This window comes from Pseudomonas sp. 1 (assembly GCF_056626735.1).
This window is the reverse complement of record NZ_JBWXMQ010000002.1, coordinates 241,036-265,310: the sequence shown is the minus strand read 5'-3', so window position 1 is coordinate 265,310 and position 24,275 is coordinate 241,036. Positions and strand designations below refer to the sequence as shown.

General features: G+C 60.4%; 22 protein-coding genes and 1 tRNA gene. 7 read left to right on the top strand and 16 right to left on the bottom strand.

Annotated features, from left to right (window positions below):
- Position 1 precedes the first annotated feature (1 nt).
- The 3 genes from AC1MDC_RS04330 to AC1MDC_RS04320 all read right to left on the bottom strand — a co-directional run bounded on the left by AC1MDC_RS04330 (position 2) and on the right by AC1MDC_RS04320 (position 2,732).
- Entirely contained in the window at positions 2-1,348 is a 1,347-nt protein-coding gene (locus AC1MDC_RS04330; protein WP_480392557.1) for an ATP-binding protein, read from the bottom strand.
- Positions 1,345-2,022: a response regulator transcription factor gene (locus AC1MDC_RS04325; RefSeq protein ID WP_085683580.1), complete on the bottom strand. Its 678-nt coding sequence runs from the start codon at positions 2,020-2,022 to the stop codon at positions 1,345-1,347. The genes AC1MDC_RS04330 and AC1MDC_RS04325 overlap by 4 nt, the downstream gene beginning before the upstream one ends.
- A gap of 104 nt (positions 2,023-2,126) precedes the next feature.
- On the bottom strand, positions 2,127-2,732 hold the full coding sequence (locus AC1MDC_RS04320) for a hypothetical protein (protein ID WP_085683581.1): 606 nt from the start codon (positions 2,730-2,732) through the stop codon (positions 2,127-2,129).
- 142 nt (positions 2,733-2,874) lie between these two features.
- On the opposite strand from AC1MDC_RS04320, the gene AC1MDC_RS04315 reads away from it, so the two are divergent.
- A complete protein-coding gene (locus tag AC1MDC_RS04315) occupies positions 2,875-3,666 on the top strand; it encodes a dienelactone hydrolase family protein (RefSeq protein WP_085697057.1) in 792 nt (263 codons plus the stop codon).
- 183 nt (positions 3,667-3,849) lie between these two features.
- Complete coding sequence (locus AC1MDC_RS04310) at positions 3,850-4,575, top strand: 4'-phosphopantetheinyl transferase family protein (protein WP_085697058.1); 726 nt, start codon at positions 3,850-3,852, stop codon at positions 4,573-4,575.
- Between the two features lie 115 nt (positions 4,576-4,690).
- On the opposite strand, the gene AC1MDC_RS04305 is transcribed toward AC1MDC_RS04310, so the two are convergent.
- Positions 4,691-6,301 (bottom strand): ATP-binding protein, encoded by a 1,611-nt coding sequence (locus AC1MDC_RS04305; RefSeq protein WP_085697059.1) that lies wholly within the window; start codon positions 6,299-6,301, stop codon positions 4,691-4,693.
- On the bottom strand, positions 6,298-7,020 hold the full coding sequence (locus AC1MDC_RS04300) for a response regulator (RefSeq protein WP_085697060.1): 723 nt from the start codon (positions 7,018-7,020) through the stop codon (positions 6,298-6,300). Before AC1MDC_RS04300 ends, AC1MDC_RS04305 begins: the two co-directional genes overlap by 4 nt.
- A gap of 736 nt (positions 7,021-7,756) precedes the next feature.
- Here AC1MDC_RS04300 and AC1MDC_RS04295 point away from each other — a divergent pair.
- Complete coding sequence (locus AC1MDC_RS04295; RefSeq protein ID WP_085697061.1) at positions 7,757-10,651, top strand: ribonucleoside-diphosphate reductase subunit alpha; 2,895 nt, start codon at positions 7,757-7,759, stop codon at positions 10,649-10,651.
- A 250-nt stretch (positions 10,652-10,901) separates the two neighbouring features.
- On the opposite strand, the gene flgE is transcribed toward AC1MDC_RS04295, so the two are convergent.
- The 6 genes from flgE to AC1MDC_RS04265 all read right to left on the bottom strand — a co-directional run bounded on the left by flgE (position 10,902) and on the right by AC1MDC_RS04265 (position 15,911).
- Positions 10,902-12,233, bottom strand: coding sequence for a flagellar hook protein FlgE (gene flgE, locus AC1MDC_RS04290; RefSeq protein ID WP_234205811.1), 1,332 nt, complete (start codon positions 12,231-12,233; stop codon positions 10,902-10,904).
- 30 nt (positions 12,234-12,263) lie between these two features.
- A complete protein-coding gene (gene flgD / locus AC1MDC_RS04285; RefSeq protein WP_085697063.1) occupies positions 12,264-12,992 on the bottom strand; it encodes a flagellar hook assembly protein FlgD in 729 nt (242 codons plus the stop codon).
- 15 nt (positions 12,993-13,007) lie between these two features.
- Positions 13,008-13,451 carry a flagellar basal body rod protein FlgC gene (gene flgC, locus AC1MDC_RS04280; protein WP_480392556.1) on the bottom strand — a complete coding sequence of 148 codons (444 nt, stop codon included), beginning with the start codon at positions 13,449-13,451 and terminating at the stop codon, positions 13,008-13,010.
- A gap of 3 nt (positions 13,452-13,454) precedes the next feature.
- Positions 13,455-13,862 carry a flagellar basal body rod protein FlgB gene (gene flgB / locus AC1MDC_RS04275; RefSeq protein ID WP_085697064.1) on the bottom strand — a complete coding sequence of 136 codons (408 nt, stop codon included), beginning with the start codon at positions 13,860-13,862 and terminating at the stop codon, positions 13,455-13,457.
- Between the two features lie 241 nt (positions 13,863-14,103).
- On the bottom strand, positions 14,104-14,931 hold the full coding sequence (cheR, locus tag AC1MDC_RS04270) for a protein-glutamate O-methyltransferase CheR (RefSeq protein ID WP_085697065.1): 828 nt from the start codon (positions 14,929-14,931) through the stop codon (positions 14,104-14,106).
- A 47-nt stretch (positions 14,932-14,978) separates the two neighbouring features.
- On the bottom strand, positions 14,979-15,911 hold the full coding sequence (locus tag AC1MDC_RS04265) for a chemotaxis protein CheV (RefSeq protein WP_085697066.1): 933 nt from the start codon (positions 15,909-15,911) through the stop codon (positions 14,979-14,981).
- A gap of 82 nt (positions 15,912-15,993) precedes the next feature.
- Between AC1MDC_RS04265 and flgA the strand changes: the two genes are divergently transcribed.
- The 4 genes from flgA (at position 15,994) to AC1MDC_RS04245 (ending at position 18,647) form a co-directional block, all read left to right on the top strand.
- Complete coding sequence (gene flgA, locus AC1MDC_RS04260) at positions 15,994-16,755, top strand: flagellar basal body P-ring formation chaperone FlgA (RefSeq protein ID WP_266201890.1); 762 nt, start codon at positions 15,994-15,996, stop codon at positions 16,753-16,755.
- 207 nt (positions 16,756-16,962) lie between these two features.
- Positions 16,963-17,289 (top strand): flagellar biosynthesis anti-sigma factor FlgM, encoded by a 327-nt coding sequence (gene flgM / locus AC1MDC_RS04255; RefSeq protein ID WP_007960324.1) that lies wholly within the window; start codon positions 16,963-16,965, stop codon positions 17,287-17,289.
- Positions 17,290-17,337: 48 nt separating this feature from the next.
- Entirely contained in the window at positions 17,338-17,805 is a 468-nt protein-coding gene (locus AC1MDC_RS04250) for a flagella synthesis protein FlgN (protein ID WP_085683591.1), read from the top strand.
- 95 nt (positions 17,806-17,900) lie between these two features.
- Complete coding sequence (locus AC1MDC_RS04245) at positions 17,901-18,647, top strand: flagellar brake protein (protein WP_085697068.1); 747 nt, start codon at positions 17,901-17,903, stop codon at positions 18,645-18,647.
- Positions 18,648-18,706: 59 nt separating this feature from the next.
- Here the strand turns inward: AC1MDC_RS04245 and AC1MDC_RS04240 are convergent, their stop codons facing one another.
- The 5 genes from AC1MDC_RS04240 to AC1MDC_RS04220 form a co-directional block, all read right to left on the bottom strand.
- The gene (locus AC1MDC_RS04240) at positions 18,707-20,059 is read right to left on the bottom strand and encodes an MFS transporter (protein ID WP_480392555.1); all 1,353 of its coding nucleotides are present in this window, start codon (positions 20,057-20,059) and stop codon (positions 18,707-18,709) included.
- A gap of 68 nt (positions 20,060-20,127) precedes the next feature.
- Positions 20,128-21,369, bottom strand: a complete 1,242-nt coding sequence (locus AC1MDC_RS04235; RefSeq protein ID WP_170929701.1) for a glutamine synthetase family protein — start codon at positions 21,367-21,369, stop codon at positions 20,128-20,130.
- 219 nt (positions 21,370-21,588) lie between these two features.
- Entirely contained in the window at positions 21,589-22,281 is a 693-nt protein-coding gene (locus AC1MDC_RS04230) for a sensor histidine kinase (protein ID WP_007960318.1), read from the bottom strand.
- Entirely contained in the window at positions 22,278-23,882 is a 1,605-nt protein-coding gene (locus tag AC1MDC_RS04225; RefSeq protein WP_085697072.1) for a tetratricopeptide repeat-containing response regulator, read from the bottom strand. Before AC1MDC_RS04225 ends, AC1MDC_RS04230 begins: the two co-directional genes overlap by 4 nt.
- A gap of 277 nt (positions 23,883-24,159) precedes the next feature.
- A tRNA-Arg gene (locus AC1MDC_RS04220) sits at positions 24,160-24,236 on the bottom strand.
- Positions 24,237-24,275 lie beyond the last annotated feature (39 nt).

Sequence of the window (24,275 nt, the reverse complement as noted above, 5' to 3'; positions counted from 1 at the left end):
GTCACACCGCCGGAAAATGAATCCTGAACGCCGCCCCGCCCATCGGCGAGTCCCCCAGCGTCAGCTTGGCGTTGTAGCTCTCGATGATGTCCTTGACCACCGCCAGCCCGATCCCCTGCCCCGGATGCTGACGGTCCAGACGCTCGCCGCGTTCGAGAATCCTTGCGCGCTGATCCGGTGGTACGCCGGGGCCGTCGTCTTCGATGCACAGTTCGCTTCCGGAATGGCTTTCACGCACACTGACGCGCACTTCGCCCAGGCACAGGCGATAGGCGTTTTCCAGCAGGTTGCCGAGCATTTCCAGCAAGGCGCCCTGCTCGATCGGCACATAACAGTGCTCCGGCAGATCGAAGGCAACGCGCACGTGTTTGTCGCGGTAGACCTTGTCCAGCGTGTCGCACAGGCTTTGCAGCACCGGGCGCAGGCGCACCTGATGGCGCACCAGACCGCTTTTGCGCAGGCTGGCGCGCTGTAACTGGTAGCCGATCTGCTGGCTCATGCGTTCGATCTGGGTTTGCAGCACCCAGGCCTGATCGCGGTCTTCGGGGCGCTGGGCCATGTCTTCGCTGACGCCTTGCAACACCGCCAGCGGGGTTTTCAGACTGTGGGCCAGATCGTCGAGGGAGTCGCGGTAACGGCTGCGCTGCTGGCGTTCGCTGTGCAGCAGGCGGTTGAGGGAACCGGTCAGGCGCAGCAGTTCGCGCGGGTGCTGTTCGCTGAGGCTTTCGAGGGTTCCGCCCTCGATTTCGTCGAGTTCCTGACTGAGCCGGCGCAAGGCTTTCAGGCCCCAGGTCAGGCCGATCCACAGCAAGGCGAGCAGCACCAACAGCGCCGCACCAAAACCGAGGTAGAGATTTTCCCGCAGACCTTCGAGGGTGGTTTCGTACTCGCGCACCGGTTGCAGGGCCACGATACTGAAGGCCGCGCTCTTGCCGCCGAGCAGTTTGACCTCAACGTCGTAGACGAAGAATTCCTGACCGTTGGCCTCGCGGATCCGCGCGAACTCGTTGCCGAGGCCGTCGTAGCGCGGCGTGTAGTTGATCTTCTCTTCCTGTGTGCCCTTCGAACGCCAGACCAGATGCCCTTCGCGGTCATAGATGTAGCCGAGCAGGCGATTGTCCGTAAGGTTGAAGCGCTCGTCGGGCAACTGTGCCGGCATCATCAGGTGGTTGTTTTCAACCCGCGCGGCGGAGATCAGCGTAGTGACGTCGGACGCCAGCCGCTGCTCGATCGAGTCCTGCAACGCCAGGCTGAACGCGCCCTGCATTGCCGGGAGCAACGCGAGCATGAACAACACCGCCAGGGTGGTGGCGGCGAGCATCAGCCGGACGCGAAGGGAACGGATCAAGTGCAGCGCTCATTGAACAGGTAACCGAGGCCGCGCACGGTATCGATCGGCTTGAACCCGGCCGGGCCTTCGAGCTTGCGGCGCAGACGGCCGACCAGCACTTCGATCACGTTCGGATCGCGCTCGTCGTCATCCGGGTACAACTGCTCCATCAGCCGATCCTTGGGCACCACCTGCTGGTGATGGCGCATGAGGTATTCGAGGATCCGGTATTCGTAGGCGGTCAGCGCCAGCGGTTGCTCGTCGAGGGTTGCCTGCTTGCGATTCAGATCCAGCAACAGCGGGCCGGCGATGATGGTCGACTGGGTGAAACCGCTGGAGCGGCGCAGCAACGCATTGAGCCGCGCTTCGAGTTCTTCGAACTGGAACGGCTTGACCACGTAATCGTCGGCGCCGGCGGCCAGGCCTTCGACCTTGTCCTGCCAGTTGCCGCGCGCGGTGAGGATCAGGATCGGAAAGGTCTTGCCGCCCGAGCGCAACTGGCGGATCAGGTCGAGCCCGCCCATGCCCGGCAGGCCGAGGTCGATCACCGCCAGGTCAAAGTTGAATTGCCCGGTCTGGTACAACGCTTCTTCGGCGTTGGCCACGGACTCGACCACATGACCACTCTCCGTCAGGCGGGTTTGCAGGTGATGGCGCAACAGCGCTTCATCTTCGACGACCAACAGTTTCATGACGCTCTCCCGGGTAAATCGACAACTCCAAAGGCTTTCGCCTCACATGGCTGCGCCGGGTCGCCCCTCGAAGGACGACCCGGCGCGGGCCTGACGCCAATCGCTTAGAAAGCGTAGTTGGCCGACAGGTAAGTCTGGGCGCTGCTGGTCAAGTCCAGCGAGCCTTGCTTGCTGCCGCCGCTCTCTTTCATCTCGGTGCTGGCGTTGCTGCGCAGGTAACGGTAACCGAGTTCGACCGAGGTGTTCTGCGAGACTTGCTGCAGCACACCGAACTGGCCGCCGACGGCGTAACCGATGTCACTGTCGCGGCTGTAGCCCGGCGAATCCTGGGTCAGCTTGGTCAGGCCCGCGGTCGCACCGCCGAACAGCTTGGTGCTGCCGCCCACCGGGTAGAACAGATCGTAGCTGCCCAGCAGGTTTTCCTGGCGCAGTTTAATGCCATTGTGCGAGCCGGACACGTTGTCGTAGGTGGCGTAGTAGCGACCCTGGCTGTTTTGCTGACCCAGGCGCAGGCCGTAGGTGTTGTTGCCGTCGATGGCCGCGGTGGCATCCGGGTGGCCGAGGTTGTCGTTCAGGGCGTTGGATTTCTTGATCTTGTCGCTGGTCTGGCCAAAGGTCAGGCCGGCGAAGTTGGTGGTGGTGTCGGCATGGGCAGCGATGCTTGCGCTCATGACAGTGAAAGCCAGCAGCAGTTTATTTAAACGAGTCATTGAGTGTTCCTCTCAGTTGTGCTCTTCGGGTATGGCGCAAGGTTACTGACCCTCCCCTGTACCGCCCCTGAACGCTCTCTGAACCTGGCCTGAATGAAATGAACTAGGCTGTTTTGACCCTTTATTGTCCGGAGACCCGATCATGCGCCTGCTATTGACCCTCGCCCTGCTCGTCTTCAGCGGCCTCAGCCAGGCTGCGATCAAGACCGAGGAAATCCCCTATCAGAGTGCCGACGGCACAAAGCTGATCGGTTATTACGCCTACGACGACGCGATCAAGGGCCCGCGCCCCGGCGTGGTGGTGGTGCATGAATGGTGGGGACTGAACGACTACGCCAAGCGCCGCGCCCGGGATCTCGCCGGGCTTGGCTACAGCGCGCTGGCCATCGACATGTACGGTGAGGGCAAGAACACCGAGCACCCGAAAGACGCGATGGCCTTCATGCAAGCCGCCACGCAAAACGCCGATGCGGCCAGCAAGCGCTTTCAGGCCGGGCTGGATCTGTTGAAGAAACAGCCGCAGACCGACAAGGATAAAATCGCCGCCATCGGTTACTGCTTCGGCGGTGGCGTGGTGCTGAATGCGGCGCGTCAGGGTGTGCCGCTGGCCGGCGTGGTGAGTTTCCACGGAGCGCTGGCCACCAAGACGCCAGCTGCGCCGGGCAGCGTGAAGGCGAAAATCCTCGTCGAGCACGGCGCGCTGGACAGCATGGTCACCCCGGACAACGTCACGGCGTTCAAGTCGGAAATGGACAAGGCCGGCGCCGACTATCAATTTGTCAGCCTCGAGGGCGCCAAGCACGGCTTCAGCAACCCCGATGCGGATCGCCTGAGCCACGGCGATCACGGTGGCCCGGATATCGGCTACAACAAGGCTGCCGATGAAAAATCCTGGGCGGACATGCAGGCGTTCTTCAAGAAAATCTTTGGCTGAACCCCTGTTGCTGATCGTTCCCATGCTCCGCGTGGGAATGCATACAGTGACGCTCTGCGTCACACGGCGAAGGGACGCGGAGCGTCCCGGACGGCATTCCCACGCGGACGGTTCGACGCCTCGACGTGGGGACGATCATGTCGGCACTATCCAGCCCGAAGACAACCCGGCAAAATGCCCGACATGACTGCCAACCCTTTCCTCCCCGCCTGCTGCACCCCGCTCGATGCCCATTGGCCGCTGCCGACCGCATTGCCCGACACCGCGTTTCTGAGCACCCATTTCGACCCGTCGCAATTGCTCGGCGATGACTTTCGCCGCAGCGCCATCGAGCCGCCGTCGAGTATCCAGCGTTCGGTGGCCAAGCGGCAGGCGGAATTCCTCGCCGGGCGGATTTGCGCCCGGGCGGCGTTGCTGCAGCTGGAAGGCACAAGCAGCGTTCCGGCGATCGGTGAAGATCGTGCACCGGTATGGCCGGCGCACATCTGCGGCTCGATCACCCACAGCACCGGTCGTGCGGCGGCGATTGTCGCCAACAAACAGCACTGGCGCGGGCTGGGCATGGACCTGGAAAACCTGCTCAACGCCGAACGCGCCGAGCGACTGGCCGGAGAGATCCTGACCCCGCCGGAAATGCAGCGCATGGCCGCCGCTTCCCGGGATCAGATCGCGCTTTGGGTGACCCTGACCTTTTCAGTAAAAGAAAGCCTGTTCAAGGCGCTGTACCCGATCGTGCAGCAGCGCTTCTATTTCGAACACGCCGAAATGCTGGAGTGGAATGAACAGGGTCAGGTGCGGCTGCGGTTGCTGACAGATCTGTCCGGCGAATGGCGCAACGGCACGGAACTCGATGCGCAATTCAGCGTGCAGGACGGCCAGTTGCTGAGTCTGGTCAGCATTCCTGCCTGAAGGTTTGTTTTATTTGGAATCACCCTTTCGCGAGCAAGCGCGCTCCCACCCTGAAGCGCGCTGACCTGTAGGAGCGAGCTTGTACGCGAAAGGGTCAGCTTGACCAATGCAAGATTCAGCGCCGCTCCTGATTCCTCGGCCAGCTCAGGCTGAAACACGCCCCGCCCAAGCTCTTGCTCTTGCCGATCAGTGCCCGGCCGTCGTGCCAGTGGATGATCCGCCGCACGATCGACAGACCCAGCCCGTGCCCGCCGGACGCCCGAGTTCGGCTGTCGTCCAGGCGCAGGAACGGCGTGAAAATTTTCTCCCAGGCAGTTTCCGGCACACCGGGTCCGTCGTCCTCGACATCCACCCGACAGCGCATCTGCCCGACCTGATAACTGACCGTGACCTTCGAACGTGCATGGCGCATGGCGTTGCTCACCAGGTTCTGCAAGGCGCGATGCAGGTAGCGCGGCTCGGCCTCGACCCACGCATCATCGCAATCCGCCGCTGACAGGCACAGACCGCGTTGCACTGTGACCTCGGCGCGCAGAGGCGCCAACTCTTCAATCACCTGATTGACCAGTGCATCCAGATCGATGCGCTGGAACGTCAGCGCCGGCGAACCCTGCTCCAGCCGGGCGTAGGTGAGCATTTCATCAACCAGTTTGTCGAGGTCTTCGATGTCGTGGTCCATGCCCTCGCGGTATTTTTCCAGCGCCTGCGGGGTAGTGGCCGAACCGATCATCTCCAGACCGAAACGCAGGCGCGCCACCGGCGTGCGCAATTCGTGGGACACCGCGCGCACCAGTTCACGCTGGATGGCGAGCAACTGCTGCAAGTGCTCGGCCATGCCGTTGAAAGCCGCTGCGAGTTTGCCCACCGAGTCGGCACCCCGGGCCGGTACGCGGGTTTCCAGGCTGCCTTTGGCGATGCGCGTGGCGGCGGCTTCGAGCCCGCGCAAACGTCGCTCGAGCTGGCGCACCAATAAATAGACGATCAGGCCGATCAGGGTCAGGCCGAGGGCGGCGATCAGCACCAGCCACTCCGGCGGGTACGGATTCATCTGATACAGCGGCCCGATTTCCAGCACCCACGGCGTGCCGACCATGCCGGCGAACACCCGGATCGAATCGCCGCCCTTGCCCAGCGCCATCACCGTATCGCCCTCGGCCACCCGACGGCTCTGGTCTTCGTCCATGTCGGCATCGCTGACGGTGACCAGCCGCAAGTCGAAACCGAAGCCTTTGTCTTCCTTCAATTGCGCCAGCCGTTTGGGCTGCTCGCCCACCGGCACCCGCACCAGTTCATCGGCCAACAGGTAAATGGTCGCCCGTGCCAGTTGCTCGCTGATCTGCTGCACCTCGCCCACCAGCACCAGTTGATCCTTGTCGCTGACCAGTCGATAGACCTTGGCCGCGTGCGGGCCGGTCTGTTCGACCAGCGCCTGCCCGCGCTGCACCCGAGTGCGCTGGGTCAGGTCGAGGTCGGTCTGGGCAAAGGTCTTCAGCGCCAGCGGAATCCCGAGCAGGCGCTCCCACACCAGCAAGGCGCGATGGCGCTCGGTTTCGTTCATCGGTTGCAGGTTGTCGGCCATCAGCGAAAACGTGCCATGGGCCAGACGCTCGCGGTATTGCTCGCTGCGCACCTGATTGAGCAGGTGCAGTGCCAGCACGCCGAGCACCGCCACCAGAATCAGCGCCGCGCACATGCCGCCATAGATGCGCAGGAAGATCGAATTCACAGCGGCAGGTCTGCGCAGGCTTCCGGCACGAACAGATAACCTTTGCTGCGCACGGTCTTGATCAGGCGCGGGTGATCGGGGTCGTCGCCGATCTTCGGGCGGATGCGCGAGATGCGCACATCGATCGAGCGGTCCTGGCCGTCGTAGCCGATACCGCGCAACGCGGTGAAGATTTCTTCCCGGGACAGGATGCGTCCGGCGTTGGATACCAACAGCCAGAGCAGGTCGAATTCGGCACTGGTCAGCTCGATGCCGCTGTCACTGAGCCAGGCTTCGCGCAACGCGTTGTCCACCACCAGCGGGCCGAATTGCAGACGACGCGGATTGCCTGCCGATGGCTCCGGTGTGTCACTGCGTCGCAGCAACGCCTGGATCCGCGCCAGCAGCAGCCGTGGGCGCACCGGTTTGCACACGTAATCGTCGGCGCCGAGGTCGAGACCAAGGATCTGGTCGGCGTCATCGGTGCGCGCGGTGAGCATCAGGATCGGCCCGTCGTAGCGGTCACGGACCTTGCGGCAAATGCTCAGTCCGTCTTCGCCGGGCAGCATCAGGTCGAGGATTACCAGGTCCGGCTGTTCCTTGATGATCCGCGCCGCCGCCAGTGCACCGTTGCCTTCGATCTCCACGCGCAATCCGTTGGCTTGCAGGTATTCACGGGTCAGTTCGGCCAGACGCTGGTCGTCCTCGACTATCAATACCTGCCAGGCTTCTTGCTCCACGGGTGACCTCTGCTTGCCGATGCTGCTTATAAAGGAAGGATCCTCCCGTCTTTTTGTCATCTTTCAGGAGGATAAGAATGCGTGCGCACGGGCCGATTGTATAAACGGCGTACAGCCAGAACACAAGTCGGTAAATGCGTTCGGACAAGGCGGATTTTTGTGATAGGGTTCGCGCCCTCAAAATTCCGCTGAAGCGTTTTTCCCGGCGAAAAAACAGTGACAAACGGTCTAGCTCAGCAGGTTCGCGGCCTACACGGGTTTTCCTGGTTTCTTACACAATTTACGCACAGGTTTATCCACAGCTCGTACGTTGCAAGCCCCCTCGAAACGCATTATCTTGTAGCGCGGCGCAAGGGAAGCCCCTACATATAGGGTTTTCCGTTTTAGAGCCCAACCACATTTCAGACCTGAAACTCAAGCGCTTTATTGCTGGTTTCCGGTTGAACCAAGCAAGTTTTTCAAAGCCCAAACCGCACTTGCGGATGGCACCGTTTTTCAGGTTGGAAACGACTGGAACGGTACGGGTGTTGCAGTCATTACTGTCACCCGAGAAGTAATTCGGCTCGAGCCTTGGCTCGCGGCCAAAAACTTCGGCAAGGATGCGGCTTCATTAGCCTTTTTCCTACTGGTCCGAAGTTGTTATGCCCGACGCCCGTCGGCTGTAGTGCTTCGGACCAGAACGGTGAGCACCATGATGGTGCCCAAACAAACATAGAGAATGTGGAGATCACCCCCCATGCAAACCGACACAACTCGCGAGAACCCGCAGGGCACCTTGCCGCAGGCCGCCGATTCGAATTCGGATCTGGCAGCCACCGCGCCAGGTCAACTGCGTGTGATCAAGCGTAATGGCACTGTCGTTCCTTACACCGATGACAAGATCACCGTCGCTATCACCAAAGCGTTTCTCGCAGTTGAGGGCGGCACCGCTGCCGCCTCGTCGCGAATCCACGACACCGTTGCCCGCCTGACCGAACAGGTCACCGCGACCTTCAAGCGTCGCATGCCATCGGGCGGCACCATCCACATCGAAGAAATCCAGGACCAGGTCGAACTGGCCCTGATGCGTGCCGGCGAGCAGAAAGTGGCTCGCGACTACGTGATCTACCGCGACGCCCGTTCCAAGGAACGCGCCACCCGCACCACCGCCGAAGCACCGGTGCAAGCGCACCCGTCGATCCGCATCACCCGCGCCGACGGCACCCTCGCGCCACTGGACATGGGCCGCCTGAACACCATCGTCACCGAAGCCTGCGAAGGCCTGGCCGAAGTCGACGGCGACCTGATCCAGCGCGAAACCCTGAAGAACCTGTACGACGGCGTGGCCCTGAACGACGTCAACACCGCACTGGTGATGACCGCGCGTACCCTGGTCGAGCGTGAGCCGAACTACTCGTTCGTGACCGCCCGTCTGCTGATGGACACCCTGCGTGCCGAAGGCCTGGGCTTCCTGGGCGTCGCCGAGAGCGCGACCCACCACGAGATGGCCGACCTGTACGCCAAGGCACTGCCGGCCTACGTCGCCAAAGGTATCGAGTTCGAACTGCTGAACCCTGTGCTGGCCGACTTCGACCTGGAAAAACTGGGCAAGGCGATCAACCACGAGCGCGACCAGCAATTCACCTACCTGGGCCTGCAGACCCTGTACGATCGCTACTTCATCCACAAGGATGGCGTGCGTTTCGAACTGCCGCAGATCTTCTTCATGCGCGTGGCCATGGGCCTGGCGATCGAAGAGAAGCAGAAAGAAGACCGTGCGATCGAGTTCTACAACCTGCTGTCCTCGTTCGACTACATGGCTTCGACTCCGACCCTGTTCAACGCCGGTACCCTGCGTCCACAGCTGTCGAGCTGCTACCTGACCACCGTTCCGGATGACCTGTCGGGCATCTATCACGCGATCCACGACAACGCCATGTTGTCGAAATTTGCCGGTGGCCTGGGCAACGACTGGACGCCGGTTCGTGCACTGGGTTCGTACATCAAGGGCACCAACGGCAAATCCCAAGGCGTGGTTCCGTTCCTGAAAGTGGTGAACGACACCGCCGTTGCCGTTAACCAGGGTGGCAAGCGCAAAGGCGCTGTGTGTGCCTACCTGGAAACCTGGCACATGGACATCGAAGAGTTCATCGAGCTGCGCAAGAACACCGGTGATGACCGTCGTCGTACCCACGACATGAACACCGCCAACTGGATCCCTGACCTGTTCATGAAGCGCGTCTTCGATGACGGCAAGTGGACCCTGTTCTCGCCGTCCGAAGTACCGGACCTGCACGACCTGACCGGCAAGGCCTTCGAAGAGCGCTATGAGTACTACGAAGCCCTGACCGAATACCCGGGCAAGATCAAGCTGTTCAAGACCATCCAGGCCAAAGACCTGTGGCGCAAGATGCTGTCGATGCTGTTCGAAACCGGCCACCCGTGGCTGACTTTCAAAGACCCGTGCAACCTGCGCAGCCCGCAGCAGCACGTCGGCGTGGTTCACAGCTCGAACCTGTGCACCGAGATCACCTTGAACACCAACAAGGACGAGATCGCGGTCTGCAACCTGGGCTCGATCAACCTGCCGAACCACATCGTCGACGGCAAGCTGGACACCGCCAAGCTCAAGCGCACCATCGATGTAGCCGTGCGCATGCTCGACAACGTGATCGACATCAACTACTACTCGGTACCGCAGGCGAAGAACTCCAACTTCCGCCACCGTCCGGTCGGTCTGGGCATCATGGGCTTCCAGGACGCGCTGTACCTGCAGCACATCCCTTACGGCTCCGAAGCTGCCGTCGAGTTCGCCGACAAGTCGATGGAAGCGGTCAGCTACTACGCGATCCAGGCCTCCTGCGACCTGGCCGACGAGCGCGGCTCGTACGAGACGTTCCAGGGCTCGCTGTGGTCCAAAGGCGTGCTGCCGCTGGATTCGCAACAGATCCTGATCGAAGCCCGTGGCCAGAAGTACATCGACGTCGACCTGACCGAGTCCCTGGACTGGGCACCGGTTCGCGCCCGTGTACAGAAAGGCATCCGCAACTCGAACATCATGGCCATCGCACCGACCGCGACCATCGCCAACATTACCGGCGTATCGCAGTCGATCGAACCGACCTACCAGAACCTGTACGTGAAATCGAACCTGTCGGGCGAATTCACCGTGATCAACCCGTACCTGGTTCGCGACCTCAAGGCTCGCGGTCTGTGGGACTCGGTCATGATCAACGACCTGAAGTACTACGACGGTTCGGTTCAGCAGATCGAGCGCATCCCGCAAGAACTCAAAGAGCTCTACGCGACCGCGTTCGAAGTGGACACCAAGTGGATCGTTGACGCCGCCAGCCGTCGTCAGAAGTGGATCGACCAGGCGCAGTCGCTGAACCTGTACATCGCCGGCGCATCGGGCAAGAAGCTGGACGTGACCTACCGCATGGCCTGGTACCGTGGTCTGAAAACCACCTACTACCTCCGTGCCCTGGCCGCGACCAGCACCGAAAAGTCGACCATCAACACCGGCAAGCTGAACGCTGTATCCAGCGGCGGCAACCACGGTGACGACTCGGTCCTGGCAGCCCCTGCCGGCCCGGCTCCAGTACCGAAGGCCTGCGCCATTGACGAGCCGGATTGCGAAGCTTGCCAATAAGCTGAGCTGAATCGGGCGTTGCGAAACGCCCGATCCGAGAACCCCCCGACAGACTTCTGGTTTGTCGGGGGTTTTCTTTTGCCCGCGAAAAAGTCAAAAGCGGCCCTCAGCCCTCCCCTCTTCCTGAGGGAATGGGAACCGAACGAGCTGTTCTCAAGAGATGCGCCAGCTTGAAATAACGATCCCCCCAAATCCAAGACAAAAAAAGCCCCTCAAAAAGAGGGGCTCCTTAACCAGCCAAAACCAGAAATCAGGTCATCTGAATGATGGTCTGCATGATGGTGCTCTGAGTCGAAATGGTCTTGGCGTTCGCCTGATAGTTGCTCTGACCCTTGATCAGATCAACCAGCTCGTTGGTCAGGTTAACGTTCGACTCTTCCAGCGAGTTCGAAACAACCGAACCCAAAGTACCGGTTTCCGGTGCGTCGTAGCCCGGGATACCCGAAGCGTAGGTCTCTTTCCAGCTGGTACCACCAATCGGCTGCAGGCCCTGTTCGTTGGTGAAGCTGGCCAGTGCAACCTGGCCGATGGCCTTGCTCTGGTTGTTGCTGAAGTTGGCGAACAGCGTACCGGTGCCATCGATGGTCAGGTTGGTGATCTGGCCGGTGGCGTAGCCATCCTGAGTCGGGATCGATCGCGCGGTGTCAGCGTTGTACTGAGTGGTCTTGGCCATGGAGATGGTGATGCCGGCCGGGTTCGCCGAAGCGCCGTTGGCAGTCCATACACCGTTGGTCACGGTACCCGGCACCCAGCCAGTGAGTTTCAGGTCGCTGCTGATGATCGGCGTACCAGGGTTCGCAGGATCCGGGGTGCTGACCTGAGTCAGTTTGCCGGTGCTGTCGAAGCTCATGGTCGAGGCCACCGGTGCCGTGGTTTTCGGATCACTGCCGGTGGCATCCGGGTTGCGACCGTCCACCAAGGTGTAGACCTTCCAGGTGTTGGCACCGGTCTTGACCATGTATTGATCCATGGTGTGCTGGTTGCCCTGGCTGTCATAGATCGGCGTACTGAACGACTTGGTGTAGGTCGCCGTGTTGGTCGGATCGAATTTGCCTGCCGCCACAGTATCGTCGATCACCGGAGCGGTCGAGTTCAGGTTGATGGTCGAGGTCACCAGCGAGGTGGACTTCGGTGCCAGGTTCGAAGTGTCGATCTTCAGATCGGTCAACACACCGTTGATGATCTTGCCGTTGGAGTCCACACCGTAGCCTTGCAGACGCGAGGTGTAGTCGGTGTTGGTGATGAAACCGTCCTTGTCGACCTTGAACGTACCGGCACGGGTGTAGGAGATCGAACCGTTGTTGCTCAGAGTGAAGAAACCCGAACCGTTGATGCCCATGTCCAGCACGTTGCCGGTGTTGTTGATGTCGCCCTGGGTGAACTGCTGGGAAACGTTGGCCAGACGCACACCGTTACCGATGACCTTGCTGCCGCTGCCCAGGCGAGTGGCCGAGTAGACGTCTTCGAATTCTGCACGGGACGATTTGAAACCGGCGGTCGCGACGTTGGCGATGTTGTTGCCGGTCACGTCCAGTTGTTTGTTGGCTGCATAGAGACCGCTAAGGCCGATATTGAAAGACATATTCCACTCCTTTGTGCCGGTTAGTCGGCTCTATATACCAATGGTTTGTACTTTGGACAGGGCAACGGTGCCCTTGCCGGACAGGTTGAGCATCAGCTCGCCACCGGTCTGGCTGATCGTCACGCTGGTGACCGTGGCTGGCAGGTAGGTCGCCAGGTCGGTCGCGGTGCCGTTGATCGAGGCGTTCGCCTTGACGGTGTAGGTACCGGTTTTCACCAGGTTGCCGTCCTTGTCCTTGCCGTCCCATGTGAAGCTCGCATTGCCTGCGGCGCGACTGCCCAGATCGATGGTGCGAACAACGGCGCCGCTGCTGTCGGTGATGGAGACAGTACCGCCGGCGATCGACGACGGAACGGTGACCGAACCGGTCATGCCTTTGCTCGGGTCATCCAGCTGAACAGTGTTGGTCTGCACGATCACGTTGCGACCCACCAGCGACGAAGCCTGCAGGGCTTGCGACGAGTTGTAGTTGCCGGCCAGCGAGCTGACGGTGCTGTTGAGGGTGGTGATCCCCTCAAGGCTGCTGAACTGCGCCAGCTGGGCAACGAATGCGCTGTTGTCCTGCGGGTCGAGCGGGTTCTGATTCTTCAGCTGGGTAACCAGCAGTTGCAGGAACGCGTCCTTGCCCAGGGCCTGGCCGCCGGTCGAGCTGTTGGTGGCCGAAGCGATGCCGCCGGTGGTCGTGCTACTGGTCTTCTTCGAAGAGTTGGCCAGTATGTCGTTCATCGTCAGGCTGCTGGTGGTATCGGTAACACTCATGGCAGTCGCCCCTTATTACTGACCGAGGGTCAGTACCTTCTGCATCATGGTCTTGGCGGTGTTCATCATCTCGGCGTTGGTCTGGAACGACCGGCTCGCGGAAATCATGTCAGCCATTTCTTCCACCACGTTGACGTTCGGGTAGTAGACGTAGCCCTTGGCATCGGCCGCCGGATGGTTCGGCTCGTAGCGCGCTTCGAGGTTGCTCTGGTCTTCGACCACGCCGAGCACTTGCACGCCTTGACCGGCTGCATCCTGGTTCTGGAACAACGAATTGCTGCCGACGCTCTGGCCGCCCTGGAACATGGTGGCGAATACCGGGTGACGGGCACGATAGGTCTGGTCGATGCTCGACGAGACGGTCTCGGCGTTGGCGATGTTCGAAGCCACGGTGTTCAGACGGGTGGTCTGGGCGCTCATGCCGCTGCCGGCAATGTTGAAAACGCTGGACAGGGACATGGATTATTCTCCGCGCAGGGCTGACACCAGCCCTTTGAACTTGCTGTTGAGCAGGGTGAAGCTCGCCTGGAAGTCGACAGCGTTTTGCGCGTAGTTCGACTGTTCCAGCTGGGCGTCCACGGTGTTCTGGTCGATCGACGGCTGCATCGGCGTGCGATACATCAGCGACTCGTCGCCATTGCCCAGGCCTTCAGCTTCGATGTGACGGCTGTTGGTCATGTTCAGGGCGATGGTGCCGTTGGCGTTCTTCTGGCTCTGTGCTTCGAGCACTTTGGAGAACTCCAGATCCCGCGCCTTGTAGTTCGGGGTGTCGGCGTTGGCGATGTTGTTGGCCAGCACTTCGGCACGCTGGGCGCGGAAGCCCAGAGCCTTTTCGTGAATGCCGAGCGCTTTATCGAAGCTGATGCTCATGTCGGGAACCTTCAGGTGACCGGATTTTTCGTAACAGGGTCATAGCAAGCGTCGTGCCAGTTTGAGAAAGCCCCGGATTACGGGGCTTTGCCGGGGATCGGCAATGCGGCAATGCCAGAAAAGCGGCAACCGGTTTCCGCCAGATGCCGCTTTTCTGCCGCCGCCTGCCCCCGGCAAAACCTTCAGGCATAAAAAAACGGGAGCCCCTGAGGACTCCCGTTTCTTGTGTTGCCGATCTTGATCACTTCGCCTGGTAGATGATCCCCGGGCTGCACTGAACCATCTGGTAATGATCCGGCAGACCGTTCAGCGCTTCGGAAGCGCCAAGGAACAGATAACCGCCCGGCTTCAGCGTGCTGTGGATGCGCAACAGAATGTCTTTCTTCACCTCGGCGGAGAAGTAGATCAGCACGTTGCGGCAGAACACGATGTCGAACTTGCCCAGGCTTGCGTAGCTGTCCAGCAGGTTGAACGAGCGGAACTCCACCCGGTTCTTGATCGGCGCCTTGATCACCCAGCGTCCCGGCCCTTTCGGATCGAAGTAGCGCTGCAGACGATCGGCGGACAGACCGCGACCGATCGCCAGACTGTCGTACTCGCCGGTCTTGCAGTTGGTCAGCATGCTGCCGGACAGATCGGTGGCAACGATCTGCACGCCCATTTTCAACTGACCGATGTTGGCTCGTTCGAACTCGTCGATCGACATCGACAGCGAATAGGGTTCCTGACCCGACGAGCAGGCCGCCGACCAGATCCGCAGACGCTGGTTGGGAGCGGCCTTGATCGCCTCGGGCAGCACCTTGTTCTTCAAGACTTCAAACGGATAGGTGTCACGAAACCACAGGGTTTCGTTGGTCGTCATGGCATCGACCACCTGCTCGCGCAAACCGCTGCGCGGCTGGGTCTGGATGCGCTGTACCAGCTCACCCAGGGACTTGATGCCTTGCTGCTCCATCAGTTTGTTGAGACGGCTCGACACCAGGTACTGCTTGTTTTCACCGAGCAAAATGCCACAGGCTTTTTCCAGGAAGACCCGGAACTGTTCGAAATCCAAATTACCCGTAGACAAATGATGCCGCCTCTTAAATCGTGTTGAACGCCAGGGGCAAAAGGCCCTTAGCTGATATCTGCTGCTCTGATCCGGTCGACTACCCGGGATGCCAGGTCATCAGGACGGAACTTGGCCAGGAAGTCATCGGCACCGACTTTCTTGACCATCGCCTGATTGAACACTCCCGACAACGAAGTATGCAGGATGATATGAAGCTTTTGCATGCGAGGGTCGCTGCGAATCTCGGCCGTCAGGGTGTACCCGTCCATCTCCGGCATTTCAATGTCGGAGATCATCATCAGGAACTCTTCTTCCGGCTTCTTGCCCTCGTCGACCAGCTTGCGCAGGTAATCCAGCGCCTGCTTGCCGTCGTTCAACGCCACCACTTCGACGCCGACCGTCTGCAGGCAACGCGTCACCTGCTTGCGCGCCACCGACGAGTCATCGACCGTCAGCACCCGCAACGACAATGCCTTGCTCTGGGTCTCGACATCCACCACGCCGACCGAAATCGCTTCCGGCGTCGGCGCAACTTCCGCCAGCACCTTCTCGACGTCGATGATTTCGACTAACTGATTGTCGACCCGAGTCACAGCGGTCAGGTAATGATCACGTCCAGTGCCCTTGGGCGGCGGATGAATCTCCTCCCAGTTCATGTTCACGATGCGTTCCACCGAGCGCACCAGGAAACCCTGGGTCTTGGTGTTGTATTCCGTGATGATCACGAACGGACTGTTCTTGTCTTTCAAAGCTCCGGAGCCGGTCGCCATCGCCAGATCAAGGATCGGAATGGTCGCCCCCCGAATATTCGCCACCCCGCACACGACAGGACTGGACTTGGGCATCAGCGTCAGTTGCGGGCATTGCAGCACTTCCCGAACCTTGAACACGTTGATCCCGTAGAGCTGCTGACCGTCGAGACGGAACAACAACAGCTCCAGGCGATTCTGCCCCACCAGTTGCGTGCGCTGGTTCACCGAATCCATTACACCAGCCATGCCCAGACTCCTACCCCAACGCCAAGTGTTGTTGCGACGCACATTCATTGCTAAACGGCACGGCGCTTGCTTTTTAACTCGTATGAACGCTCAAACGACATTTTTCCGACGCCTGACATCTCCCCTCCGCAGAGGGCTTTGCGCGATGTCCGCCGTTTGCCTTTTTTTCGCTGGCAGCCCTGCCGGTGCTGATGCGGTTACCTTGCCTGACATGCTTATCGGCGTCACTCAGGGCTTTCTTGAATTCACCGTAGAAGACTATCTGGCTACCAGTCAAACGGAAGGCCGTTATGAAATCGAGGTCAAGCAGCTTGATCCACGCATGCGCATGCCTATGTGCGACAAGGAATTGACAGCGACGCTGGAGAGTCCGGCACGTCCTCTGGGCCGTGTCACGGTCAAGGTCCGCTGCGAAGGTGCCTCCCCCTGGACGGTGTTTGTGCCCGCTCAAGTCCGCCTGTTTCGCGAGATTGTCACCACCACGCGGCCACTCAAACGCGCCGGCATCATCGAGCCTCAGGACGTGACCTTGCGCGAGCGCGACGTCAGTACGATCAATCAGGGTTTTCTGACGTCGGTGGATGAAGCCATCGGACAGAAATTGACCCGACCAACGGTAGCCGACCAAGTCATTACCCTGGTGCATCTGGAACAGGCGGAAGTGGTTCGCAAGGGCGATCAAGTGGTAATCACCGCCCGCAGCGGCACCTTGGCCGTCCGAATGCCGGGCGAAGCGCTGGCCAACGGCGGCCTGAAAGAACAGATTCGCGTGAAAAACCTCAACTCCCAACGGGTCATCAAGGCGCAGGTCGTCGCGCCCGGCCAGGTGGAAGTGGCCATGTGAGCGGCGATGCAAACGGTTGCATGAACGGATATTTGAAAAGCCCCTGAGTAACCAGGCAGAAAACTGGCGCTGACCAGAGCTGTTCCCTAAACTGTGCCGCAGCAGGATCTGCAACGGCGCATGCAAGCTCATTGCTAAATGAGCCTAAAGTTTTCCAGGGGATGGCCGAGAACATGGCAAGCGTCCAAATTCCCAGAGGTTTTTAACATGGTCATCGATTTCAGCCGTTTGAACAGCTCCTCGTCACTTACGGGCAGTACACGTACCAGCAACGCCAAGGAAACCGCCGAAACCGGCACCTCCGCGCCGCTGAATACCCCGGCCGAACAGGCCAGTACCGCAAAAAGCGGGGAATCGGTACACCTCAGCAATGAGGCTCAACAGTTGCAGAAGGTCACTGACAAGCTGCGCGATCAGCCTGCCGTCGATAAAGCCCGCGTGGCCGAGTTGAAAGCAGCGATTGCCGATGGCAGCTACAAGGTCGACAGCAACCGTGTAGCCAGCAAACTGCTTAATTTCGAAGCCCAGCGCTAGGCCTCGGTCAGCGCCAGGCTTTTGGACGCTTAAAACCCAAGGCCAGCCATGCACGACACTAATTTATTGCAACTGATCACCGACGACTTTGCTCCAGCTCAACAATTGCTGGAGTTACTGCAAACCGAGTCCCTCGCCTTGCACGGTCGCGACATGCCTCTGCTGGAAGAAATTCTGGCGCGCAAACAGGCATTGATCATTCTGCTCGAACAGCATGGCCGCAAGCGCAGCGAAATCCTCGCCAGTCTCAATCTGTCGCTCGACCGCGCCGGCCTGGAACAACTGGCCAGTCAGTCGAGCATCGGCGACCAGTTGCTCAGCCAGAGCGACGTCCTCACCGACCTGATTGCCCAGTGCCAGGCAGCCAACGCCAAGAACGGCCAGTCGATCATCATGCAGCAGGCCGCCACCGCCAATCAGCTGAAAATCCTCACCGGCGGCGAGCCTCCCGCGCTCTACGATGCCAGTGGCACCTTCTCCAAACTGCAGAAACCACGCGCGCTCAGCCAGGCGTGATGCTTTCTTCAATGCTTGCGCCCTATCAACGTGCGAAACATGCTGGCAAAATACTGGCCAGCCGTAGTCAAATTTTGTCTGGAGATTGATTTAACGTGTCCAACGTCCTCAGCGCGGATGATGCTCCGCAGCCCCCAAAGGTGCTCACCACACCTCTGGAAATCTCCAGCAACCTGCGCCAGCTGCAAGAGAGCCACGATCCGCTGATCATCACCTTCCACGAGCGCAGCCAGCGCTTCCAGAGTTACCTGATCAAGGTTGACCGGGAAACCGCCACGATTGCCCTGGACGAAATGATCCCGCGCGATGGCGAACGCTTCCTGCTCGCCGGCGAACCGTTCAAGGTCGAAGGTTTTCATGACGGCGTGCGCATTGCCTGGGAATGCGACGGCAAGCTGAACATCGAAGAATCCAGTGGCGACCGCTTCTACACCGGCGACCTGCCCACCGAAGTGGTTTATCACCAGCGCCGCAACGCCTTTCGCGCAGCCCTGAAGCTGACCGATCTGGTCAGCGTCGTGCTCGGTGGCGAAAAGCTCAAGTCACCGATCGACGGCAAGCTGCTGGATATCTCCGCCACTGGCTGCAAACTGCGTTTCGAAGGCGACATCACCGACCGCCTGCAACTGGGCCAGGTCTACGATCGCCTGATCGCCGCACCGCTGTTCGGCAACCAACCGGCCTCGGTCGAGCTGCGTTACCTGCATTTCGAAGAAAAACTCAACATCACCTTCGCCGGCCTGCGCTTTCACAACATCAGCGGCCCGGCGGCCCGCAACGTCGAGCGTTTCGTTTATCAGCTGCAACGCGAAGCGCGTCGGTTTGATAAAGACGACTTCTGATCGGAAGGCATGAAAAACGGGCAGTCATTGCGGTGACTGCCCGTTTTTTTATGCGCGGATCAAGGCCTGGCGGGGCTGATGTCCGGCCCTTCGCCCTCGACTGTCGAGTCGGTTGGTGTGACAGGTTCCGGCTCCGGTTCAGGAGCGACCGTATTCTGCATCTGCTCCTGCACCACCTGCTCGTCTACCCGTGGGTCAAGCGCAGCCACCAGCGGCGAACTGGACATGCTGTCCGGCATCGCCACGTGATGCAGCGGCGCATCGTCGACCTGATGCAGATTGGTCACGGCTTTCGGCCGGATCCGCCACACCAGCACCAGCGCGAAAAAGGTGAAGAACGCGTACAGGCTCTGCGGCCCGAACAGCTTCATCAGCACCCCGGCCGCCAGCGGCCCGACACTGGCACCCACGCCGTAGGTCACCAGCAACATCGCCGTCAGCGAAACCCGGCGCTCGCCTTCGACATGGTCATTGGAGAACGCCACCGCCAACGGGTACAGGCAAAACTGCACCAGCGAGCAGAGGAAGCCGACCACGAACAGCACCTCCAGCGGCACCTGCGGCAGGATCGCCAGCGGTAATGCAGCGACTGCCAGAAACAGCGCAAAGCAGCGAATCAGCAAGGCCCGGTCATAACGATCCGACAACCAGCCCAACGGCCACTGCACCACCAGCCCGGCAAAAATGCAGCTACCCATGAACAGACCGACCTGTTCGGTCGACAACCCCTGCTGCGAGGCATACAGCGGCGCCAGACCGTAAAACGAACCAATGATCAGCCCGGCCCCGAGCACGGTGCTCAGCGACTGCGGCACACGCTTGATAAAGAAACGCGGCTCCATCGGCGCCGGATGCAGCGGCGCCGGGTGAATCCGCCGGGTCAGCGCCACCGGCACCAGACACAGGGCGAAGCACAGCGCGACCAGCATCAGCAGTTCCAGGCCAAGGCCCGGGTGCATGACCAGAATCAGCTGACCGAGCACCAACCCCAGATACGACGCGATCATGTAGCCGCTGAACACCAGACCGCGCTGATTGGCGTCAGCCTGCTCGTTCAGCCAGCTCTCGATGACCATGTATTGGCACATCATGCCGAGGCCAACGATGGTCCGCAGTACCAGCCAGGCCGGCAGCCAGTCCACCAGACCATGACCGAGCACCGCCGCGCCGACGATCCCGGCACACGCCGAGTAGGCACGGATATGCCCGACCCGGGCAATCAGGCGGTGACCGATCTTGCCGCCCAGCACCAGACCGAAATAGTTGGCCGCCATCAGCGCACCGACCCACAACCCGTCGACATGGTCGGCCGCCAGACGCAACGCCAGATAAGTAGAAAGAAGGCCCGAGCCGATCAACATCATCAGCGAGGCGAAATACAGCGCTCGAAAGGATTTCCAGATTTGGCGCATCGGCGTTCCGAGCGGCTCCTTGCGGTAAGTATCGGGCTATCAAACGATAGCCCGACGGCGACATTTCGTCAGGCCTGGGCAGCTAGAACACGGCGTTCCCAGGGAGTGATTTCATCAAAGAAACTGGTCAACTCCATGGTCTTCGAAGCGACGTAGCCTTCGATGAACTCCGTGCCGAACAGTTCCTTGGCCAGCTGACTGCGCTTGAGACGTTCGAGCGCCGCGTGCAAGGTACACGGCAGCGAAAGATGGTCCGGGACATCGAACTCGCCCTGAATCGCTTCGCTTGGCTCAAGCTCATGCTCGATGCCGTACAAACCGGCGGCCAGGCTCGCGGCAATCGCCAGATACGGATTGGCATCAGCGCCCGGCAAGCGATTCTCGACCCGGCGCGCGACCGGCGAACTGGCCGGAATACGCAGACCGGCGGCGCGGTTGTCATGGGACCAACAGGCGTTGTTCGGCGATGCAAACGGATGGCACAGACGCTGATACGAATTGACGTTCGGCGCAAACAGCGCGGTGAAATCAGCCATACCCGCCTGCTGCCCGCCGATGAAGTGACGAAACATTGCGGTCGGCTGACCGTCCGCGTCGCTGAACACATTCTTGCCGCTGCCGATTTCGACGATGCTCTGGTGAATGTGCATCGAACTGCCCGGCGTGTGCGCCAATGGTTTGGCCATGCACACCACGGTCAGACCGTGCTTGAGCGCGACTTCCTTGAGCAGGTGCTTGAACAGGAAGGTCTGGTCGGCCAGCAGCAGCGGATCGCCGTGCAGCAGGTTGATCTCGAACTGGCTGACGCCCATTTCGTGCATGAAGGTATCGCGCGGCAGACCGAGGGCCGCCATGCATTTATAGACTTCACTGAAGAACGGTCGCAGGCCGTTGTTGGAGCTGACACTGAACGCCGAGTGGCCGTCCTCGCGACGACCGTCGCGGCCGACTGGCGGCTGGAACGGTTGGGTCGGGTCGGTGTTCGGTGCGAACACAAAGAATTCGAGTTCGGTCGCCACCACCGGTGCCAGACCAAGGGATGCGTAGCGGGCAATGACTTTCTTGAGCTGGCCGCGGGTCGACAGGTTGGAGCTCTCGCCGGTCAGCTCGTCGGCATCACAGATGGCAAAGGCCCGTGGTTCGTCACTCCATGGCAACGGATGGATCTGCGCCGGATCAGCCACCAGCGCCAGGTCACCGTCATCGCTGCCATAGAATTTGGCGGCGGGATAACCACCCATGATGCATTGCAGCAGCACCCCCCGGGCCAACTGCAAACGCCGCCCTTCGAGGAAGCCCTCAGCGGTCATTACCTTGCCACGTGGCACGCCGTTCAAATCCGGCGTGACACATTCAATCTCATCAATGCCCGTCAATCGCTGCGCGAGTGAACGCTGGCCATCGGTTGTCATGACGCAATCCTTGTTATTGTGCGAGCCGCGAACGGCGACCCGGACAAAATAGGCTTCGGCTGTTCGGAATATCAAGCAGCAGCCAACAAAAAGAATTCCGGTCGATGAATCCGTGATTCAGGGCAGGTAAATACTGAACACGCCGCCGCCCAACGGGCCGCCATTACGGATCTCGGTCCGGCCACCCACACCGTTGCGCTGATGCAGCGCAGCGATGCGCCCGGCGAAGTACAGACCAAGGCCAGTGCTGCCACTGCTGTGGTTGATGCCCTGCACGTAATCGGACTGGCGCTCGAGCATTTCGGCCGGATAACCGTCGCCGTCGTCATTGATGCTCAGCACCAGTTGCCCGGCCTCGTCGCTGACGGTGATCAGCAGCGATTCACGGGCGTAGCGGATCGCGTTGTTGATGCAGTTGCCCAGCACCGAGGCGATCAGTTCGCGGTCGAAAAAACCCAGGGGACTGAGCGGATCGACTTCGTAAGTGGCGATGATTCCACGGCTGGCGAACACTTCCTGATGCGCCGCCAGTTGCGCCTCGATGAAATCGTCCAGCTCGTGATAGGCCGGCTGCAACGGCATCTGGTTGACCCCGAGCTTGTACAGTCCGAGCAACTGCACCAGCATGCCGTTGAGGTGAGCGAACTCGAAGTCGATCACGCCCTGCTCCGCCCCTTGGCGCTGCGCCTCGGGCAGACGCGCCAGCCATTGGCTATGGGCCTGCATCAGCATCGCCAGAGAGTTCTTCATGTCGTGCACGGTGGAGGCAATCACCGTGGAAAAATCCAGTGCCTGCTCGTCTTGGTTCATTCGCCAAACGCCTTGCTTTTCAGCTTCTGATAACGCGGATAACGCGCGTCGGTATCGGGCATCATGCCCACCAGTTTCAGGCAGGCCCGACATTCTTCCAGCTCCGCCGACGGCACACTGGTGTCGGTGCCGTGCAGCAGCGACTGGGCCATGTTCAGCGCAATACTGATGTTCTTCGGTTGCATCTTCAGCGCCTTGCGGAACACCTCGCGGGCCTCCACCAGGTTGCCGGTCTTGTACACGCGCACGCCCTGACGGTTGAGGTCGGCGGCCGCATTACTGGAGCTGAGAATAGTCGGGTCATCGGTGAGCTTGGCGATGTCTTTCATCACCGCCGGGTCATCGCCGTAGATCTCCGCGCAACTCTTGAGCATCGACGTGCCCGCCTCGGCCTGACCGAGCATCTGCAATTGCTTGGCCACCAGCAACGCAGCCTCGGGGCTCATGAACTGCTCCATGCCGTCGAGGCGCATCAGCGCTTGTTCGGTGAGTTTTTCAGCGGTCTCTGCATCGTTGAGCAACAGGCTGGTGGCCTTCATCAGGCGCGCGCGAATTTGCAGGCCCGGATCGGTCGGGTTTTCCTTGGCCACTGCGCTGAGAGTGGTGTTGATCTCCAGACGCGTACGGGTATCGAGCCCGCGCTCGCTGCCCTTGCTGATCAGCGCGTGCGCCAGGCCCAAATTGCTTTCCGGATCCTTGAACCGCGATTGCGCGCCCTGATTCACCGCCTGGCGATAAGCCCGGGAGGCGGTGTCGAAATCTTCGTTGGCCATCGCCAGCTTGCCCAGCAACGCCTGACGACGCACCGCCAGCGGCGACAGACGAATCGCCTCCTCCAGCACTTGCTGCGCGCCTTTGGTATCGCCCTCGGCGACCAGCACGTCGGCCATCCCGTCATACAGCGCCGGCATCATCGGAAAGACCTTCAGGGCTTTTTCGTAAACGCCCTTGGCCTGACTGACCTGCCCGCGCTTGAACAGCAACTTGCCCAACCCGGCAAAGGCCCACGGCAACGGCCGGTCGGCGATGATGCTGTCGTAAAGGCGCTCGAGCGCTTCGTTCTGGTTCATGTCGCGCAACGCATCAGCGCGATAGCGCAGGCACAGCGGCGAATAACGGATGTCCTGTTTGCACAGGGCAATACAGGCGTTGAGCACCTCGACCGGTTTGCCACGGTCGAGGGCTTGCAGAATCGGCTTGAGCAACGTCTTGCGCTGCTCCAGACGCTCCAGGCGCTGAGCCAGGCCAGAGCGGTTGAACGGCTTGGTCAGATACGCGTCGGGCTCGTGCTCCAGAGCACTGAGCACCATCGCCTGACTGGTTTCGGCCGTCACCATCACGAACACCGCTTCGTGGCTGATCAGCTTCTCCATCATCAGGTCTTCCAGCACCTGCTGACCGTTCTTCTTGCCGTCGCCGAGGTGGAAGTCCTGGAGGATGAAATCGTAGGACTTCTGCGCACACATTTTCAGCGCCTGCTCACCGGTGTCGGCGGTGTCCACATCCTTGACGCCCAACTCGCGCAACATCGAACGCACGGAACTGCGGAAATCCGAGAAATCATCGACGATCAGAAAACTCTTTTGGTGATACGACAGCATCGAGGATTTCCAGGCAATTGAAGAAGATGGTCCATTTCCAGGCGCGCAGATGATAGCTGCCGGCCAAATGCTATCAAGCGATTTCGCGCGACTCTGAAGTCACCGAACGGGTTATCGGCCGGATCAGCGGTTCTCTTGAAGCGGGGGTTCAAGATTCGTTGTGCAGAGGTCGGCACATCGAATGACAAAACTGAGGATGGCGCCGAGACGTTCCATGACTTTTTCCCAAGCAGCAAAAAGCCCCGCCAGATTACTCTGCTCGGGGCTTTTCAATAGATGGTGTCCCAGGGCAGGTTCGAACTGCCAACCTTCCCCTTAGGAGGGGGATGCTCTATCCAATTGAGCTACTGGGACACAGGACTGTCGGTGCGACAGACGGCGTGCATGTTAACG

Coding starts and splice junctions, on each gene's coding strand:
- flgM (WP_007960324.1), top strand. CDS start 16,963: ATGGTCATCGATTTCAGCCGTTTGAACAGCTCCTCGTCACTTACGGGC.
- flgE (WP_234205811.1), bottom strand. CDS start 12,233: ATGTCTTTCAATATCGGCCTTAGCGGTCTCTATGCAGCCAACAAACAA.
- flgD (WP_085697063.1), bottom strand. CDS start 12,992: ATGAGTGTTACCGATACCACCAGCAGCCTGACGATGAACGACATACTG.
- AC1MDC_RS04295 (WP_085697061.1), top strand. CDS start 7,757: ATGCAAACCGACACAACTCGCGAGAACCCGCAGGGCACCTTGCCGCAG.
- AC1MDC_RS04310 (WP_085697058.1), top strand. CDS start 3,850: ATGACTGCCAACCCTTTCCTCCCCGCCTGCTGCACCCCGCTCGATGCC.
- AC1MDC_RS04240 (WP_480392555.1), bottom strand. CDS start 20,059: ATGCGCCAAATCTGGAAATCCTTTCGAGCGCTGTATTTCGCCTCGCTG.
- AC1MDC_RS04230 (WP_007960318.1), bottom strand. CDS start 22,281: ATGAACCAAGACGAGCAGGCACTGGATTTTTCCACGGTGATTGCCTCC.
- AC1MDC_RS04250 (WP_085683591.1), top strand. CDS start 17,338: ATGCACGACACTAATTTATTGCAACTGATCACCGACGACTTTGCTCCA.
- AC1MDC_RS04235 (WP_170929701.1), bottom strand. CDS start 21,369: ATGACCGCTGAGGGCTTCCTCGAAGGGCGGCGTTTGCAGTTGGCCCGG.
- flgC (WP_480392556.1), bottom strand. CDS start 13,451: ATGTCCCTGTCCAGCGTTTTCAACATTGCCGGCAGCGGCATGAGCGCC.
- AC1MDC_RS04265 (WP_085697066.1), bottom strand. CDS start 15,911: ATGGCTGGTGTAATGGATTCGGTGAACCAGCGCACGCAACTGGTGGGG.
- flgB (WP_085697064.1), bottom strand. CDS start 13,862: ATGAGCATCAGCTTCGATAAAGCGCTCGGCATTCACGAAAAGGCTCTG.
- AC1MDC_RS04320 (WP_085683581.1), bottom strand. CDS start 2,732: ATGACTCGTTTAAATAAACTGCTGCTGGCTTTCACTGTCATGAGCGCA.
- AC1MDC_RS04315 (WP_085697057.1), top strand. CDS start 2,875: ATGCGCCTGCTATTGACCCTCGCCCTGCTCGTCTTCAGCGGCCTCAGC.
- AC1MDC_RS04225 (WP_085697072.1), bottom strand. CDS start 23,882: ATGCTGTCGTATCACCAAAAGAGTTTTCTGATCGTCGATGATTTCTCG.
- AC1MDC_RS04325 (WP_085683580.1), bottom strand. CDS start 2,022: ATGAAACTGTTGGTCGTCGAAGATGAAGCGCTGTTGCGCCATCACCTG.
- flgA (WP_266201890.1), top strand. CDS start 15,994: ATGAACGCTCAAACGACATTTTTCCGACGCCTGACATCTCCCCTCCGC.